13 protein-coding genes and 1 tRNA gene are annotated in these 15,966 nt (G+C 58.6%); 10 read left to right on the top strand and 4 right to left on the bottom strand.

Annotated features, from left to right (window positions below):
* Window positions 1-54: 54 nt before the first annotated feature.
* Window positions 55-130, bottom strand: a tRNA-Arg gene (locus tag LPB405_RS03460).
* A 499-nt stretch (window positions 131-629) separates the two neighbouring features.
* On the opposite strand from LPB405_RS03460, the gene LPB405_RS03455 reads away from it, so the two are divergent.
* The 3 genes from LPB405_RS03455 (at window position 630) to LPB405_RS03445 (ending at window position 5,137) form a co-directional block, all read left to right on the top strand.
* The gene (locus LPB405_RS03455) at window positions 630-2,480 is read left to right on the top strand and encodes a phosphoenolpyruvate carboxykinase (GTP) (protein WP_219101906.1); all 1,851 of its coding nucleotides are present in this window, start codon (window positions 630-632) and stop codon (window positions 2,478-2,480) included.
* A 360-nt stretch (window positions 2,481-2,840) separates the two neighbouring features.
* Window positions 2,841-3,311 carry an RrF2 family transcriptional regulator gene (locus LPB405_RS03450; protein WP_219101905.1) on the top strand — a complete coding sequence of 157 codons (471 nt, stop codon included), beginning with the start codon at window positions 2,841-2,843 and terminating at the stop codon, window positions 3,309-3,311.
* A gap of 644 nt (window positions 3,312-3,955) precedes the next feature.
* A complete protein-coding gene (locus LPB405_RS03445) occupies window positions 3,956-5,137 on the top strand; it encodes an FAD-binding oxidoreductase (protein WP_219101904.1) in 1,182 nt (393 codons plus the stop codon).
* A 155-nt stretch (window positions 5,138-5,292) separates the two neighbouring features.
* Here the strand turns inward: LPB405_RS03445 and LPB405_RS03440 are convergent, their stop codons facing one another.
* Entirely contained in the window at window positions 5,293-6,699 is a 1,407-nt protein-coding gene (locus LPB405_RS03440; RefSeq protein ID WP_049340335.1) for a phosphomannomutase/phosphoglucomutase, read from the bottom strand.
* A 137-nt stretch (window positions 6,700-6,836) separates the two neighbouring features.
* Here LPB405_RS03440 and manA point away from each other — a divergent pair, with 137 nt between their 5' ends.
* The 3 genes from manA (at window position 6,837) to LPB405_RS03425 (ending at window position 9,959) form a co-directional block, all read left to right on the top strand.
* Window positions 6,837-8,024 carry a mannose-6-phosphate isomerase, class I gene (gene manA / locus LPB405_RS03435; RefSeq protein ID WP_219101903.1) on the top strand — a complete coding sequence of 396 codons (1,188 nt, stop codon included), beginning with the start codon at window positions 6,837-6,839 and terminating at the stop codon, window positions 8,022-8,024.
* A gap of 299 nt (window positions 8,025-8,323) precedes the next feature.
* Window positions 8,324-8,593, top strand: coding sequence for an ACT domain-containing protein (locus LPB405_RS03430; protein WP_049340339.1), 270 nt, complete (start codon window positions 8,324-8,326; stop codon window positions 8,591-8,593).
* Window positions 8,594-8,603: 10 nt separating this feature from the next.
* Window positions 8,604-9,959: a PFL family protein gene (locus tag LPB405_RS03425; protein ID WP_219101902.1), complete on the top strand. Its 1,356-nt coding sequence runs from the start codon at window positions 8,604-8,606 to the stop codon at window positions 9,957-9,959.
* Between the two features lie 126 nt (window positions 9,960-10,085).
* On the opposite strand, the gene LPB405_RS03420 is transcribed toward LPB405_RS03425, so the two are convergent.
* Complete coding sequence (locus LPB405_RS03420) at window positions 10,086-11,228, bottom strand: DNA polymerase III subunit delta' (RefSeq protein WP_219101901.1); 1,143 nt, start codon at window positions 11,226-11,228, stop codon at window positions 10,086-10,088.
* Window positions 11,225-11,941, bottom strand: a complete 717-nt coding sequence (gene tmk / locus LPB405_RS03415; protein ID WP_083313453.1) for a dTMP kinase — start codon at window positions 11,939-11,941, stop codon at window positions 11,225-11,227. Before tmk ends, LPB405_RS03420 begins: the two co-directional genes overlap by 4 nt.
* 159 nt (window positions 11,942-12,100) lie before the next feature.
* Here tmk and LPB405_RS03410 point away from each other — a divergent pair, with 159 nt between their 5' ends.
* The 4 genes from LPB405_RS03410 (at window position 12,101) to LPB405_RS03395 (ending at window position 15,937) form a co-directional block, all read left to right on the top strand.
* Window positions 12,101-13,303, top strand: coding sequence for a trans-sulfuration enzyme family protein (locus LPB405_RS03410; protein WP_219101900.1), 1,203 nt, complete (start codon window positions 12,101-12,103; stop codon window positions 13,301-13,303).
* A 48-nt stretch (window positions 13,304-13,351) separates the two neighbouring features.
* A complete protein-coding gene (locus LPB405_RS03405; protein ID WP_219101899.1) occupies window positions 13,352-13,669 on the top strand; it encodes a DUF2516 family protein in 318 nt (105 codons plus the stop codon).
* Between the two features lie 220 nt (window positions 13,670-13,889).
* On the top strand, window positions 13,890-14,627 hold the full coding sequence (locus tag LPB405_RS03400) for a phosphoglyceromutase (protein WP_005507152.1): 738 nt from the start codon (window positions 13,890-13,892) through the stop codon (window positions 14,625-14,627).
* 167 nt (window positions 14,628-14,794) lie between these two features.
* A complete protein-coding gene (locus LPB405_RS03395) occupies window positions 14,795-15,937 on the top strand; it encodes a sensor histidine kinase (RefSeq protein ID WP_257604970.1) in 1,143 nt (380 codons plus the stop codon).
* Window positions 15,938-15,966 lie beyond the last annotated feature (29 nt).

The raw sequence follows: 15,966 nt of genomic DNA, 5'->3' as shown, positions 1-15,966 counted from the left end.
GGGCGTATTTCTGGAGACACAAAAAATCCCCGGTTCCGAAGAACCGGGGATCGGTGGTGCGCCCGAAGGGATTCGAACCCCCAACCTTCTGATCCGTAGTCAGATGCTCTATCCGTTGAGCTACAGGCGCATGTTCCTCGCTTCGGATTTCTTCAACCCGTCGCGGCAACAGGTACTACTATACGGATGTCCCCGAGGGGGCGCAAGCCGAAAAACTCGAAATTAGCCTAAAACCGCCTCCGAAAGACCCTTTAATGCCCCGTTTTGCCGCATAATTCCGGGGGTTTCGCGCTCGCAAAAATTTTTTAAAATATTTTTGTTCCACCCCAAAACCTACCTCGAGGACACCCAGAACACCCTCCTCGACCCTGCCGAATTACCTCAAAATCCTCCAAAAAATCTTTCCGCGCCAAAAGAATGTGATGCGCAGAACTTAAGAAATGGTGTCATAGAAAGCTCTGCAGACCATTAATGCGTTATTCTGTAAGCATCACGAGGAAGTGGAGACTGTCCAAGCGTGCATATTCACATTTGTTTGCACGCTTGTAGTGTTTAACTGCTTCTTTGTTACCGCAGACCTAACCGGATCAACGTAGTATCCGGGCCACCGAATGAAGGGGAAAACGTCAATGGCTGACACCTCAACTCGTACTCTCTCTGCCGAACTCGAAAAGGAGCTGCAGAGCGCACCCACCACCCACCAGGGTCTTCTGGAATGGGTTCGCGAGGTTGCGGCACTGACCCAGCCCGCACACATCTACTGGGTCGATGGCTCCCAGGAAGAATATGACCGCCTGGCACAGGAACTGGTTGACGCCGGTACCTTCGTTCGCCTCAGCGATCACGAATTCCCGAACTCTTACGCAGCTTTCTCCGATCCCGACGACGTTGCACGTGTCGAGGAGCGCACCTTCATCTGCTCCGAGACTGAAGAAGGCGCAGGCCCGACCAACAACTGGCGCGACCCCGTCGAAATGAAGCAGACCCTGACCGGTCTGTTCGAGGGCTCCATGCGCGGTCGTACCCTGTACGTCATTCCCTTCGTCATGGGCTCCCTGAAGGCTAAGAACCCCAAGATTGCTGTTGAGCTCAGCGACTCCGCATACGTTGTCTGCTCCATGCGCATCATGGCAACCATTGGTAAGGACGTTCTTGCCAAGCTGAACGAGACCAACGGCTTCTTCGTCAAGGCTCTGCACTCTGTTGGTGCACCCCTGGAGCCCGGTCAGGAAGATGTTCCCTGGCCTTGCAACCCCGAGAAGTACATCGTCCAGTTCCCCGAGACCCGCGAAATCTGGTCCTTCGGCTCCGGCTACGGCGGTAACGCACTGCTCGGTAAGAAGTGCTACGCACTGCGTATCGCATCCGTTATCGGTCGCGATGAGGGCTGGATGGCAGAGCACATGCTCATCCTGAAGGTCACCAACCCCGAGGGCAAGGTTCGCTACATCTCCGCAGCGTTCCCTTCCGCATGTGGCAAGACCAACTTCGCAATGATGGAACCCACCATTGACGGCTGGAAGGCTGAGATGGTCGGCGACGACATCGCATGGATCGAGTTCGATGAGAACCACCAGGCACGCGTGGTCAACCCCGAGGCTGGCCTGTTCGGCGTGGCACCGGGCACCGGTTACTCCACCAACCCGAACGCTATGAAGGCTATCGCCAAGGGCAACACCATCTTCACCAACGTTGCACTGACCGACGACGGCTCCGTCTGGTGGGAGGGTAAGACCGATGAGGCTCCCGAGCACCTGATTGACTGGACCGGTCAGGACTGGACCCCCGAGTCCGGCCGCCCGGCAGCTCACCCGAACTCCCGCTTCTGCACCCCCGCATCCCAGGTCGACATGCTCGCTCCCGAGTACTACGATCCCGAGGGTGTGCCGCTGAGCGCTATCGTTCTGGGCGGTCGCCGTAAGACCACCATCCCGCTGGTTTCCGAGTCCGAGAGCTGGGAGCAGGGCGTCTTCCGCGCAGTTACCCTCTCCTCCGAGACCACCGCGGCTGCTAAGGGCGCTGTCGGCGTGATTCGCCGCGACCCGATGGCAATGCTGCCCTTCATCGGCTACAACGCTGGTGACTACTTCAAGCACTGGCTGGATCTGGGCAAGAAGCACGGTACCGAGAACATGCCGAAGGTCTACTACGTCAACTGGTTCCGCCGCACCCCCGATGGCGGCTTCGCATGGCCCGGCTTCGGCGAGAACTCTCGCGTTGTGAAGTGGATCTTCGACCGCCTCGACGGCAAGGCTGGTGGCCAGGAGACCTTCCTGGGCACCGTTCCCACCAAGGAAGACCTGGATCTGACCGGTCTGGAAATCTCCGAGGAAGAACTGAAGGCTGCTCTGGCTGTCTCGAAGGAAGAATGGGCTGCTGAGCTGCCCGGCATCGACGAGTGGCTTGAGAAGTTCGGCGACAAGTTGCCTGTTGAGGTTCGCGAACAGCGCGACGCTCTGGCTAAGGCCCTGGAGGACTAAGACACTCCAGCTAATACCTAAGGTTTAGCGCCTTGAAGGGGCGGAATCTCGCCGTGAGGTTCCGCCCCTTCCTCCTGTTCGGGGAAAAATTGAATCCCCGTCAGCTGGGGGAATGATAAGTTTTCTCGCAAAGGTGTGAATGTAAGGCTATGCAGTCCACTTGCTCTTGAGAGATACTTTAAAATTCCTGCCGGGGTGGTTGGGGCACAGAAGTGGCTGATCATAATTTCTTGCCTCTCTTGCTACCCCTATACAATTCCAATGTAAGATTTTGAGCGCTCTGTGCCTTGGCTGGTTCGGAGCATTTGTTGCCGTCGATGTAGAAGCGGCGGTATCACGAGAAAGATAGAAGGAGTATCCATGCGTTTGACAGCATTCTCGGATGTCTCGCTCCGCGTTCTGATGCTCCTGTCTGCACTGGAGCCCGGTCAGAAGCTTTCTACCCAGAAGATTGCTGAGGGAGTGGATACCCCCTACAACCATGTGGCGAAGGCTGTGGCCTTCCTCGTGAACATGGGTTATTTGGATTCGACCCGCGGTCGTTCCGGCGGCGTTATGCTCTCGGATGCGGGCCGCTCTGCGACCGTCGGCACTGTTCTTCGTGCTACTGAGGGTGATATTCCCATGATTGAGTGCGAGGATGAGAATGGCCACTGTCCGTTGGATAAGTTCTGCCGCCTGCGCAATGTTTTGGCGAAGGCTCGTGAGGCGTTCTACGCATCGGTTGATTCGGTCGTCATTAGCGAGCTGACCGCTGGTGCGCGCCCTGTTGGTCCGGTATTTGTGGAGCTAGGCTTCGCGCCTCCGGAGAATGCGCTGACTGTGCGCTAAGCCTGCACGTTAAAGGAATACGTGGTACCTGTGGAGCTTTCCGGTGGGAGGCTCCATAGAGTTTTTAACACGAAGTTTAGGGCGTTTCTGCGGTTGATGCGGGGGCTGCTGGGCGGTTCACGCGGGGGTCTCTCGGCTTTCTTGTAGGGGTTTCTTGCAGGGTTTTCGAGGGGAGTGGGGAGTATTTTGTCGCTGCTTGCGTGACTGCTGGAACCTGCGTGAGTCCTAAATTTGTGCAGTAAATGCAGAATATTGCAAATTTGCTTTTCAAATGCAGAAAATGTGACCATATTCATTTTTGCACCACACTGCATACTTTCCTAGGTAAATATATTTTCACTTCGGTATTTTTATACATGTTTCCAGGCTGGTCACCCGCCGATTGTAGAAGTGCGGCTGAAAATATATAGTGTGACGCGCAACTCTATCTTTGAGTCAGGGTGAACCATAAGTCGCATCCACAGTGCCAAATAACCCTCAGAGCATGACCTGCACACAGCGCAAGCACCCCGCAAAATGCTACGGTAAGGGTGCTTTATAAACACTTCGTCACCAACTGAGCTGTCCGAGTGAACGCCCCAGCATCACACATATCAAGGGCATCATCACAACGACCAGGTGACCACACAGGAAGAAGGCAAGACATGCTCTCCGAGAAGTCCCGCCCCATTATTGAGGCAACGCTGCCCATCATTGCTGAGCGCATCAACGACATCACCCCCGACTTCTACCGTCGAATGTTCGCCGCTCGCCCCGACCTGATGGACGGCATGTTCTCCCGCTCCTCTCAGCTCGAAGGCACCCAGCCCCGCGCACTTGCAGGCTCCATCGCTGTGTTCGCTTCCTACATCGTTGAGCACCCGGACTCCTACCCCGACGAAGTCCTCTCCCGCGTTGCTCACAAGCACGCCTCCCTGGGCCTGAAGGAAGAAGAGTACCCCACCGTCTACAAGTACCTCTTCGAGGCAATCGCCGCTAACCTCGGCGATCTGGCAACCCCCGAAATCGTTGAGGCATGGACCGAGGTCTACTGGCTCATGGGCAACGCCCTCATCAAGCTGGAGAAGGGCCTGTACGCATCCCAGGCAAACGATGTCATGTTCGCACCCTTCAAGGTCGTTGACCGTAAGGAGACCGGCGAGAACGTCGTCGTGCTGACCTTCGAGCCCGCCGATGAGACCCCCATGACCGAGTCCAAGGGCGGCCAGTACATCTCCATCGTCGTTCCCGCACGTGACGGTCTGCGCCAGGCACGCCAGTACACCCTGCTGCCCAGCGAAAAGAACCAGCGCCGCATCGGTGTGAAGCTCGACCCCAACGGCGAGATGACCTCCATCCTGCACGAACTGAAGATCGGCGACGTCGTCGAGATCTCTAACCCCTACGGTGACCTGACTCTGGAAGGCTTTGGCGACCCTGAGGCGCCCCTGTACCTCTTCTCCGCAGGTATTGGCACCACCCCCATGCTCAGCTTCCTCTCCGAGCTGGTTGAGAAGGGCTCCGAGCGCCCCGTGACCGTGGTCCACGCAGACCGCCGCCTGGACACCTGGCCCCTGCGCGAAGAGCTCACCGAGCTCGTCGGCAAGCTGCCCAACGCACGCCTCGTCTCCTTCATCGAGGGCGAAGGCGGCGACTTCACCGGTCGCGTCGACGTCTCCAAGCTGGATGTTCCCGCCAACGCTAACGTCTACCTCTGTGGCCCGCTGCCCTTCATGCAGGGCGTACGCTCCGCACTGGTGGAGGCAGGCGTTCCCGGCAAGAACATCAACTACGAAATCTTCGGCCCGGACCAGTGGATGCTCCACGACCAGGCACGCGAGGCGTAAAAACCCCGTAAGCCGGCTCGTCCGCTAGGTTTCTTAAACCCGGCTAGGTTCTTCCTCTTAGACAGAAGAACCTAGCCGGGTTTTTAGAACTCAAGATAAAAATCCCGCCCCGCAGACGAATCTGCGAGGCGGGATTTTTAGTAGCTAGCTAGTGCTTAGCCCTGGCGAACCAGAGCCAGAACCTCGTCGCGGACGCGCTCCATAGTCGCAACATCCGGTGCCTCAAGGTTCAGGCGCAGGAAAGGCTCGGTGTTCGAAGGACGCAGGTTAACCCACCAACCCTCTTCGGTGTTGGTGAAGGTGGTGCCGTCGGAGTCCTCAACAACCACGGGAGCGTTAGCGTAGTGTGCACGAACGCGGTCCACAGCGGCAGCCTTGTCTTCGATCTCGGAGTTAATCTCGCCGGAGGCAACGTACGGGGAGTACTTTGCGCTAATCTCGGAGAGGGGCTGGTCGCCGCCACCCAGAGCAGCCAGCACGTGCATTGCAGCGAGCATACCGGTGTCTGCGTTGAAGAAGTCCTTGAAGTAGTAGTGAGCGGAGTGCTCGCCACCGAACACGCCGTTCTCCTTGGCCATAACAGCCTTGATGAAGGAGTGGCCCACGCGGGTCTTCACTGCGCGGCCGCCCAGCTTCTCAACCAGCTCGGGAACAGCCTTCGAGGTGATCAGGTTGTAGATGATGACGGGCTCTTCGTTACCCTCAGCCTTTGCACGAGCAATCTCGCGCTCAGCAACCAGAGCGGTCACAGCCGAAGGAGTGACGGGCTCACCCTTCTCATCGATGACGAAGCAGCGGTCAGCGTCGCCGTCGAATGCCAGACCAATGTCAGCACCGTGCTCAACAACAGCCTTCTGCAGGTCAACCAGGTTAGCCGGCTCCAGCGGGTTAGCCGGGTGGTTCGGGAAGGTACCGTCCAGCTCGAAGTACAGGGGAACGATTTCCAGGGGCAGACCCGGCAGGATGGTGTCGCCCAGAACAGCGGGAGTGGTCATACCACCCATGCCGTTACCAGCGTCAACAACAACCTTCAGGGGGCGGATGGAAGACAGGTCAACCAGCTTGCGCAGGTACTCTGCGTAGGGCTTGAGGATGTCCTTCTCAGAAACGGTGCCGACCTTCTCAACCGAAGGAATCTCGCCCGAATCCAGGTACTTCTGAGCCAGGTCACGGATGTCGAACAGACCGGACTCGGAAGACAGCGGAACAGCGCCAGCCTTAGCCATCTTCATGCCGTTGTACTCTGCGGGGTTGTGGCTAGCGGTGAAGGTAACACCGGCAGCGTTCTCAACGCCACATGCGAAGTACAGAACGTCAGTGGAGATCAGACCGATCTTCTCAACATTTGCACCGCGAGCGGTTGCACCCTGGGCGAATGCATCCATGAATTCGGGGGAGGAGGGGCGCATGTCGCCGCCGACCAGGATAGTCTGGCCCTCCAGGCCCAGAACGTCTACGAAAGCCGCGCCAGTAGCGCGAACAGTCTCTGCGGTAATGGTTTCGCCGACGATGCCACGCACGTCGTACGCTTTGAATGAGTCATGTAGATTAATAGTAGTCACGCCTTTTATTTTAGCGGTAAAGAAGTGCAAGTAGCCTCTATAATGGGCAGGTAAAACCTTATAAATTCCGCTGAATGTATGGGTTTTTTATCACGTCACTTACTCCAGACAACTCACGTCGAGAGGTATTTCCCCCCATGGGTGAGATTTTTTCCCTAAAAAACCAGATTCAGAATTATGCGTGGGGTTCCCGCGAAATTCTCGGACGCATGCGTGGCGTGCCCGTACCCACCGAGCAGCCCGAGGCTGAGGTGTGGGTTGGTGCGCATCCGGCTGCTCCCTCCCGCGCAACCGTTGACGGCACCGAGTCCCCGCTCAACGAACTGATTCAGGCTGAGCCCTCCCGTTTCCTGCGCCCGGACCGTACCTCCGACTGGTTCCCTTTCCTCTTTAAGATCCTTGCGATTGATGCACCCCTGTCGATTCAGGTGCACCCCACCCCCGAGCAGGCTATTGCTGGCTTCGAGGACGAGCAGGCACGCGGCATCGCGATTGACGCGCCGCACCGCAACTACAAGGACCGCTACTCCAAGCCCGAAACCGTCATTGCGCTGACCCCGATGCGTGTGCTCACCGGTGTGCGCACCTCCGCGCAGCTGGCAGAACTGGCGAGGGCATTCAAAGCTGACTGGCTGGCAGAGCGCGTGGAGCTTACCCCCAAGCAGCTGTTGACCGAGATTATTCGCATGCCCGAAGACGCTGCCGCAACCGCTGTTGAACAGCTCATCGAGGTGGCAGCACAGCTGACCGGCTCCGAAAACGCGCTCATTGCTGACGCCGCTGAGCTCGTACAGATTGTTGCCGGCAAGTACCCCGGCGACCGCGGCCTGCTCGTCGCATTCGTCATGAACCTGGTGCACCTGGCACCCGGCGAATCCGCATTCACCCCCGACGGCCAGGTGCACGCCTACGTCTCCGGTACCGCCATTGAGCTGATGAACCCCTCCGATAACGTGATGCGCGCGGGTCTGACCGCAAAGCACATCGACACCGAAGAGCTCATCAAGGTTCTCGGCGAAAGCCAGGACGCCCCCGTGATTCAGCAACCCACCCCCGATAACGCACCCGTGGGCACCTATGTCATGTGGGATGAGCGCATGAGCGTAACCCGCATCCGCGTTGAAGAGGGCAAGCCGCAGGAATACACCTTTGAGGGTATTAGTGCCGCACTGAGCGTATCCGGTGAAATCACCATTCACGCGGCAGACGGCAACGGCACCGAAGAGTTCGTGCTGGGCGCCACCGAGTCGGTACTGCACGTGGGTGAGCCCTCCGAGGCAACCTTGAGCGGTAATGGCGAGCTGTACATTGCTTCTTATGTTTAGGAAATAATCCTCGATAACTAAAACTTCTAGACAGTTATAATCTAGCCAGATATAAGGAGTGTCGAAAGATACATCAAGACTGGCACATAATAAAGAATCCACGTTCTTCCCTGTATTTATTCAGACCGGGAAGGCGTGGATTTTTTATGCCCCGAATATGGGATGCAGGGGATATTTTTGTGTCTACCCTGCACAGTGTGTTCTGAGTAACCTATAATTGGTCTTATAAATATGCGTATACCTGTGCCTTTATGCACCTCTTCCTCAGGTACGCAGCCCCAAACTGCTAGGAGAACACTGTGAAGATCATCCTCACCGTCACAGGCATCGACCACGAAGGCATCATCGCCGCCGTGACCGCAACCCTCGCCGAGCGTAAGGTCAACGTCCTCGACGTCTCCCAGACCATCATGGGCGAATACTTCACCATGATCATGCACTGCTCCTTCGACGAAGCGCAGCAGAACCTCATCGACCTGCAGGAAGCCATGATTGGTGTTGAGCACGAACAGAAGGTGCAGATTCGCATCCAGGCAGAATCCATCTTCAAGGCAATGCACGCCATCTAAGGCTCCACTTATGCGCAACACCAACATTCTAGAAACCATTCGAATGATCGAGGAGCAGAAGCTCGACATTCGCACCGTCACCATGGGCATCTCCCTGCTCGACTGCGCCGACTCCGACGGTGAAGTAGCCCGCCGCAAAATCTACGACAAGATCACCAGCCGCGCCGCAAACCTCGTCAGCGTCTGCGAAGGTATCGAAGCTGAGCTCGGCATCCCAATCGTCAACAAGCGCATCGCCGTCACCCCTATCGCGCTGGTGGCAGGCGCCTCCAACGATGAGGACTACGTAGAGTTCGCTCGCACCCTCGACGCGGCAGCTAAGGCAGTCGGCGTGAACTTCGTCGGCGGCTTCAGTGCCCTCGTCGACAAGGGCATGACCCCCGCCGACGAGAAGCTGATTCGCTCCATCCCGCGAGCGCTCGCAGAAACCGACGTGGTCTGCTCCTCCGTAGACATCGGATCCTCCCGAGCCGGCATTAACATGAGCGCAGTCAAGCTCATGGGCGAGACCATCCGCGCCACCGCAGACCTGACCGCGGATGCACACGGCTTCGGCTGCGCCAAGCTCGTCGTCTTCGCGAACGCCGTCAGCGACAACCCCTTCATGGCGGGCGCATTCCACGGTGTTCAGGAGGCAGACACCACCATCTCCGTGGGTGTCTCCGGCCCCGGCGTGGTACACCGCGCCCTGCAGAAGGTCCGCGGCGAATCCTTCGACACCTGCGCCGAAGAAATCAAGAAGGCAGCCTTCAAGATTACCCGCGTCGGTCAGCTGGTTGGTACCCTCGCCTCCGAGCGTCTGGGCGTACCCTTCAACATTATTGACCTCTCCCTGGCACCCACCGCAGAGATTGGCGACTCGGTCGCGCACATCCTCGAAGAAATGGGTCTGGAAACCGTCGGTACCCACGGCACCGTTGCGGCACTTGCGCTGCTCAACGATGCGGTGAAGAAGGGCGGCCTCATGGCGTGCTCGAATGTCGGTGGCCTCTCCGGCTCCTTCATTCCGATCTCTGAGGATATCGGCATGATTGAATCCGCAGCCGCCGGACACATCACCCTGGACAAGCTCGAAGCGATGACTGCCATCTGTTCCGTCGGTCTGGACATGGTCGCGGTTCCCGGCGACACCCCCGCCGCGACCCTCGCCGCAATGATTGCCGACGAGGCAGCAATCGGCGTGATGAACCACAAGACCACCGCGGTTCGCGTCATCCCGGCGGTCGGCCTGGGCGTAGGCGACATGGTCGAATTTGGTGGCCTGCTCGGTCGCGCACCCGTCATGCCCACCCACACCCCTAGCGCGGAGGCGTTCATCGCCCGTTGCGGTCGTATTCCGTCGCCGGTTCACGGTTTCCGCAACTAAGCTCGATTCCGCAACTAAGCTCTAGGGGCGCTGAGAATGAATAGAAAAGGGGAGGCGCCGAAGATTATCTCTTCGGTGCCTCCCCTTTGTGCTGTACCCCTTTGTGCTGTATAAGCTACCAAGAAGCTACTGATACACGAAACGGCTCATCAACGCCTCAAGCGCCAGACGCGCATTCGCGTTCGTCCGCAGGCGGCGCAGAGTCAGCTCGACCGCCTGCACATCCTCCAGCAGCTGCTGGGCGGAACGGCGGGTGCAGAACGCCTCCAGGAGCTCACGCAAATGCTCATTGACCAGCGGAGCCTGAGCCGACAGTGCCACCGTCAACGCATCACGCAGAACCGTCTGAACCTGCGCCACGGAACGCAGCAGCGTATCGGATGAAACGCGCTTAGCGCGGCGCTTCTGCTGCTCCTCCAAGCGGCGAACCTGCGCTCGTAGAGACGGCGAAACACGCTCACCCTCGCGAATACCCAGCAGTGCCAGAAGCTCCTGGCGTTCCTGCTCATCCTTGAGAGCGGCGACAGCCTGTGCGTCCTGGTCGGCAAGGTCGGTGAGCTTCTCGGCTGCGTTGAAAGCCGAAGAAATAGAACGAACATTCAGAATCAGGGAGGTAATCAGCTCCCGACGAGCCATCGCCTGCTCATCGGTCGCCAGACGGTACCCCTCCTGCGCATCACCCAGAGCCAGACGCGCCGCACGCTGCGCCAAAGGATCAGCCACACCGTGCGCCAGTAGGTACTCGTGCACCTGCGCATCGGTGGGAACCGGCAACTGCACCGGGCGGCACCGCGAACGAATCGTCACCAGCACATCGGTGGGGGAGGGCGCCGTCAACAACCAAATCGTATGCGGCGGCGGCTCCTCAATCGCCTTCAACAACACATTGGAGGTGCGCTCCGGCATGCGCTCGGTGTCCTCCACCAGAATCACGCGCCAGCGACCCACGGTCGGGCGGTCCTGAGCCTTCATGACCAGCTCGCGCGCCTCGTCAATGCTGATGTGCGTCGCCTCGGTACTAAAGTGCGTAAAATCTGCGTGCGAACCGTTCATGACGGTCACGCAGCCCTTGCACTGGCCACATCCGCGGTTCTGCGGGTCGGGCTGCTCGCACAGCAGCGCGGCAGCGAAAATTTTTGCCGCCTCACGGTGAGGTGCACCGGTCGCACCTGTGAAAAGCCAAGCGTGCGTGGGGCGGTCAGCGGCGGCATCCGTGCGCAGCTGCTGGAGCTTATCGGCAGGAATCAGCAGGGTATCCCAGAGGCTCATGAGTCCTCCTTGCCGGTGCGGACCAGCTCGCGGGCGGCGAGCAGAGGCTCAATCACCTCGAGCACACGCGCGTGCACCTGCTCAATCGTGCCCACACCATCAATGATGCGGTGCGAACCGTTAGCGTCCTCGCGGGCAATCTGCTCGAACGCACCGTGAATACGTGCCTTGAACGCGGCGCCTTCAGCCTCAATACGGTCGACGGTGCCGCGCTGGTCCATGCGCTCCTGCTCGGCGCTCAGCGGCACACTCAGCAATAGGGTCGCGTCAGGAACCAGGTCGGCGGTGGCCCAGCGGCTCAAATCGACGATGGTTTCAATACCCAGGTCACGGCCTACGCCCTGGTACGCGGCAGAAGAATCAATATAGCGGTCGCTCAGCACGATGGCGCCCTCAGCGAGCGCGGGGCGAATCAGTTGGGAGGCGTGAGCCGCGCGGGACGCCGCAAAAATCAGCGCCTCGGTGCGGTCATCAATGGTGCCCTGACCTGCTTCCAGGACGAGGGCGCGAAGCTTCTCACCAATCTCGGTGCCGCCGGGTTCGCGGGTGGTGATGACACGGTATCCGCGGGCGCTGAGCGCTTCATTCAGCAGGGCGAGCTGGGTGGTTTTGCCGGCGCCGTCGCCTCCTTCGACCACGATAAAAAGCCCGCGGCGACCGGTCGGGTCAGCGGGAAGATTCTGTGCATCGGGGGTGTAGCTGAGAGTATCCATCACCCTTAAGGGTACCGGGTCTCTTAGCAGCACCGGTGCGGTTTTGGTGATACCTCCGCGTGGGGTTGAGCGCGCATAAAGGTAAAAAACATGTAAATCCTGTGTGCTATCACTCGTACGGACGTGCGTTCTATGCCAGGGTGTGCCAGGCTTAAAGACATGAGTGCAGATAACCACGACATGAATTACTCCGCAGAGACCTTCGTCGTCTCTGGCGGCCGCCCGGCACACGAGCATGATGCGCCGGTGAACCCTCCGATCGTTCTTTCTTCCACCTACCGCGGTGTGGACGCCGTCAATATTGAGCAGGACCGCGTGTACGCCCGCTTCTCGAACCCCACCTGGGAGGGCATGGAAGAGGTTGTGGCAAAGCTGGAGAACGCTACCCAGCCCGGTCTGCTGTTCCCCTCCGGTATGGCTGCTGTCGCTGCTGTCATCGACTTGGTGCCGGTTGGTTCCATCGTTCTGATTCCTAAGCACGCATACATGGCGTCGGTGACCCTGTGCAAGGATTTGGAACGCCGCGGCATCATTGAGCTTGTTCGCGTGGACATTGAAGACACCGAGAGCGTTATCGCCGCTATGGAGGATGCCGCATCCCGCACCGGCGTGACCCCGGAGAACGTGAACTACTCGGAGCCGAAGGTCCTGGCGTGGCTGGAGAGCCCCACGAACCCGATGCTTGAGGTTGCTGACCTGCCTGCCCTGCTTTCTGCTGCTCGCCGCTTGGGCATTGTGACCGCGGTGGATAACACCTTCGCAACCCCGATTCTGCAGCGTCCCCTGGATCTGGGTGCAGACGTAGTGGTTCACTCCGCTACGAAGTTCCTTGCGGGCCACTCAGATGTGCTGCTGGGTATGGCTCTGACCTCGAACGAGGAGCTGTACAAGGCGATGCTGCACCACCGCATCACCAATGGTGCAATCCCCGGCCCGGTGGAGGCGTGGCTCGGCCTGCGCGGTCTGCGCACCCTGGCGCTGCGCGTGGAGCGTGCGGTGCAGAACGCACAGGTGCTTGCAGAGCGTCTGAGCGAGCACCCCTTCGTGGCTGAGGTGCGTTACCCGGGCCTGGAGAGCCATCGCGGTCATGAGATTGCGAAGAAGCAGATGGACGGTTTCGGTGCGATTCTGTGCGTCACTCTTGATACGGACGCCGCGGGTGCCCGTAACGTCGTGGAGGCACTGAAGCTGTGGACCCCGGCAACCTCCCTGGGCGGCGTGGAGTCTCTGGTGGAGCGTCGTCGTCGCCACGGTAACGAGCCGGATTCGATTCCGGAGTCTCTGCTGCGCCTGTCGGTGGGTATTGAGAACGTAGATGACCTTTACAATGACTTGGTTGAGGCCTTTAAGGTCGTCCGCTAAGCGCTTTGCTAGGGTTGTCTAGAGAAGCTGCTGATTCTAAGGAATACTATGTCTCCTATTCTGCTGGTCTGGTATGTGACCACTTTTGTTGATACGCTGCTGGCTATTGCCGGTGCTGCGGTTGGTGTGCTGGCTTTTGTGCGTGCGTGGATGTCTCCGGCGAACGCGTACGATTTTGCCGGTAAGCGCCCGAAGAACACGTGGCTGGCTTTGACCGGCGGTTCTGCTGCGGTGTCGTTGTTTAGCGTTTTTGCTGCGCTGACTGGCGGCGGTAATACTGTGCTGATTCTTCAGCTGGTGGCTGCTGTGATTAGCTGCGTGTTCCTGGCCGGTGTGTGGCCTTCGGTTGGTCGCCGCCGTTTCTAGCGTTAGCTTGTGCGCTCGCTTTGTGCGATAGATGGTGAAGCCTCGTGCGCTGCCTGACGGGTTTGTCCTGCTCGGGTGGTGTGCGGGGCTTTGCCCTTTTCTGGCGGGGTTTTTGAGCCTTTCGTTCTGGTAATAAAGACCCTTATAAATTTTTGGGAGAATGCATATTTTCTAGGCCTTGAGGCATGACAAACCGGCGGGTAAATGAAAAAATAGAGGTATGACTTACAAACTAGTACTCCTGCGCCACGGCCAGTCCGAGTGGAATGAAAAGAACCTGTTCACCGGTTGGGTGGACGTTAACCTGACCGATAAGGGCCGCGCTGAGGCTAAGCGCGGCGGCGAGCTGCTGGCAGAGCGCAACATCCTCCCCGATGTTGTTCACACCTCCCTGCAGCGTCGCGCAATCAACACCGCAAACCTTGCACTGGATGCAGCAGACCGCCTGTGGATTCCCGTCAAGCGCACCTGGCGCCTGAACGAGCGTCACTACGGTGCTCTGCAGGGTAAGAACAAGTCCGAGATTCGCGAGGAATACGGCGACGAGAAGTTCATGACTTGGCGTCGTTCCTACGACGTCCCGCCGCCCCCGCTGGATGACAACGACCCCTACTCGCAGGCACACGACCCCCGCTACGCGGATGTTGAGAACGCTCCTCGCACCGAGTGCCTGAAGGACGTTCTGGGTCGTATGCTTCCCTACTGGGAGTCGGATATCAAGCCCGACCTCGCTGCAGGCAAGACCGTTCTGGTTGCTGCACACGGTAACTCTCTGCGTTCGCTGGTCAAGCACCTCGAGGGTATTTCCGATGAGGACATTGCTGGCCTGAACATCCCCACCGGTATTCCGCTGTACTACGAGCTGGATGAGAACTTCCAGCCCGTCAAGCCCGGCGAGTACCTGGACCCCGAGGCTGCTAAGGACGCTATCGCTGCCGTAGCAAACCAGGGTAAGTAATACCTCCGGCAGGGTTTCGCCCCTGTCACTGTGATGAGCCGTCCACCGTTGAGGTGGGCGGCTCATTGCGTTCTCTGCAGGGTTTCTGCACGGGTGGCCTGCTTGAGAAGAGGGGCGTTCGCCTGAGTGCCGGGTATCGGCCACATTTATACTTATGGGGTACCCGAATGGAAGGGAAGTACATGGATGCCGGTCTGATCGCCTTTATTGCGGGCATGATAGGTCTGCTGGTGGGCGTCCTGAGCATGAACGCGGTGGCGCGTAGTGAGCGGGAGCAGGAGCGTAGCTTGGTGTCAGCGCCGGCGCTGCGTGATGGTGCTGCTCAGGTGCTTGCTGTGATTGGTCGCGCCTATCTGGTGATTGATGAGGTGGGCGGCGTGGTTCAGGCTTCTCCGGGTGCGTATGCGATGGGCCTGGTGCGCGGTCATACGGTGGCCTCTGATGAGTTGGCGGATATGATTCGCACGGTGCGTCATCGCGGTATTTTTGCGGAGCGTACTTTTGAGATTGACCGCGGTGAGGGTGAGGCGCTGGTCTTGGACGTGCGTGTTGCTTCGCTGGGGGATGAGTACATTCTGGTGCTCGCTGATGACCGCACTGAAATTTCTCGTGTGCAGCGTATGCGTAATGATTTTGTGGCGAATGTGTCGCATGAGTTGAAGACTCCGGTGGGTGCGGTGAGTCTGTTGGCTGAGGCTATTGAGCAGGCGAGTGATGACCCGGAGGCGATTGAGTATTTTGTGGGTCGTCTGCATAAGGAGACTCGCCGCCTGTCTGCGCTGGTGCGTGACATTATTGAGCTTTCGCGTCTGCAGTCGACTGATGTGATTGCGCGTGGTGGTCCGGTGTCGGTGCCTTCTTTGGTGGCTGATGCGGTGGACCGTTCGCATATTGTGGCGGAGGAGAAGGACATTCAGATTTCTACCCGCATCGAGGAGGTCCCCGAGGTGTACGGTGATGCCGAGCTGCTCGGTATTGCTGTGCAGAACGTGGTGGAGAACGCGGTGCGTTATTCGCCGGAGCATACGAAGGTGGATATTTGGGTGCACCGTGTAGCTGATCAGCTGCTGGTTGAGGTTGCTGATCAGGGCGTGGGTATTCCGGAGGACGAGCAGAAGCGTATTTTTGAGCGTTTTTACCGGGTTGATCCGGCTCGTTCGCGTCAGACGGGCGGCACTGGTTTGGGCTTGAGTATTGTGAAGCATGTGATGACTCAGCACGGTGGTAGCGTGACGGTTCGGTCGATGCCGCAGGAGGGTTCGACGTTTACGTTGGCGTTGCCGCTGAATGAGCCTCCGGTCGCAGTGTAGTGTTAGCGGTATAGGTTTTATGGAATCGA

It is taken from the genome of Rothia mucilaginosa (genome assembly GCF_019334805.1).
Taxonomy (GTDB): Bacteria; Actinomycetota; Actinomycetes; order Actinomycetales; family Micrococcaceae; genus Rothia; species Rothia mucilaginosa_C.
Note: the sequence above shows the minus strand (reverse complement) of the source record. Positions and strands in the feature narration are given on the sequence as shown.

What these genes read in the sequence shown, in the direction of transcription:
- LPB405_RS03410 (WP_219101900.1), top strand. Translation starts at nt 12,101, where the DNA reads ATGAGTGCAGATAACCACGACATGAATTACTCCGCAGAGACCTTCGTC.
- LPB405_RS03455 (WP_219101906.1), top strand. Translation starts at nt 630, where the DNA reads ATGGCTGACACCTCAACTCGTACTCTCTCTGCCGAACTCGAAAAGGAG.
- LPB405_RS03425 (WP_219101902.1), top strand. Translation starts at nt 8,604, where the DNA reads ATGCGCAACACCAACATTCTAGAAACCATTCGAATGATCGAGGAGCAG.
- LPB405_RS03405 (WP_219101899.1), top strand. Translation starts at nt 13,352, where the DNA reads ATGTCTCCTATTCTGCTGGTCTGGTATGTGACCACTTTTGTTGATACG.
- tmk (WP_083313453.1), bottom strand. Translation starts at nt 11,941, where the DNA reads ATGGATACTCTCAGCTACACCCCCGATGCACAGAATCTTCCCGCTGAC.
- manA (WP_219101903.1), top strand. Translation starts at nt 6,837, where the DNA reads ATGGGTGAGATTTTTTCCCTAAAAAACCAGATTCAGAATTATGCGTGG.
- LPB405_RS03400 (WP_005507152.1), top strand. Translation starts at nt 13,890, where the DNA reads ATGACTTACAAACTAGTACTCCTGCGCCACGGCCAGTCCGAGTGGAAT.
- LPB405_RS03450 (WP_219101905.1), top strand. Translation starts at nt 2,841, where the DNA reads ATGCGTTTGACAGCATTCTCGGATGTCTCGCTCCGCGTTCTGATGCTC.
- LPB405_RS03420 (WP_219101901.1), bottom strand. Translation starts at nt 11,228, where the DNA reads ATGAGCCTCTGGGATACCCTGCTGATTCCTGCCGATAAGCTCCAGCAG.
- LPB405_RS03395 (WP_257604970.1), top strand. Translation starts at nt 14,795, where the DNA reads ATGGAAGGGAAGTACATGGATGCCGGTCTGATCGCCTTTATTGCGGGC.
- LPB405_RS03445 (WP_219101904.1), top strand. Translation starts at nt 3,956, where the DNA reads ATGCTCTCCGAGAAGTCCCGCCCCATTATTGAGGCAACGCTGCCCATC.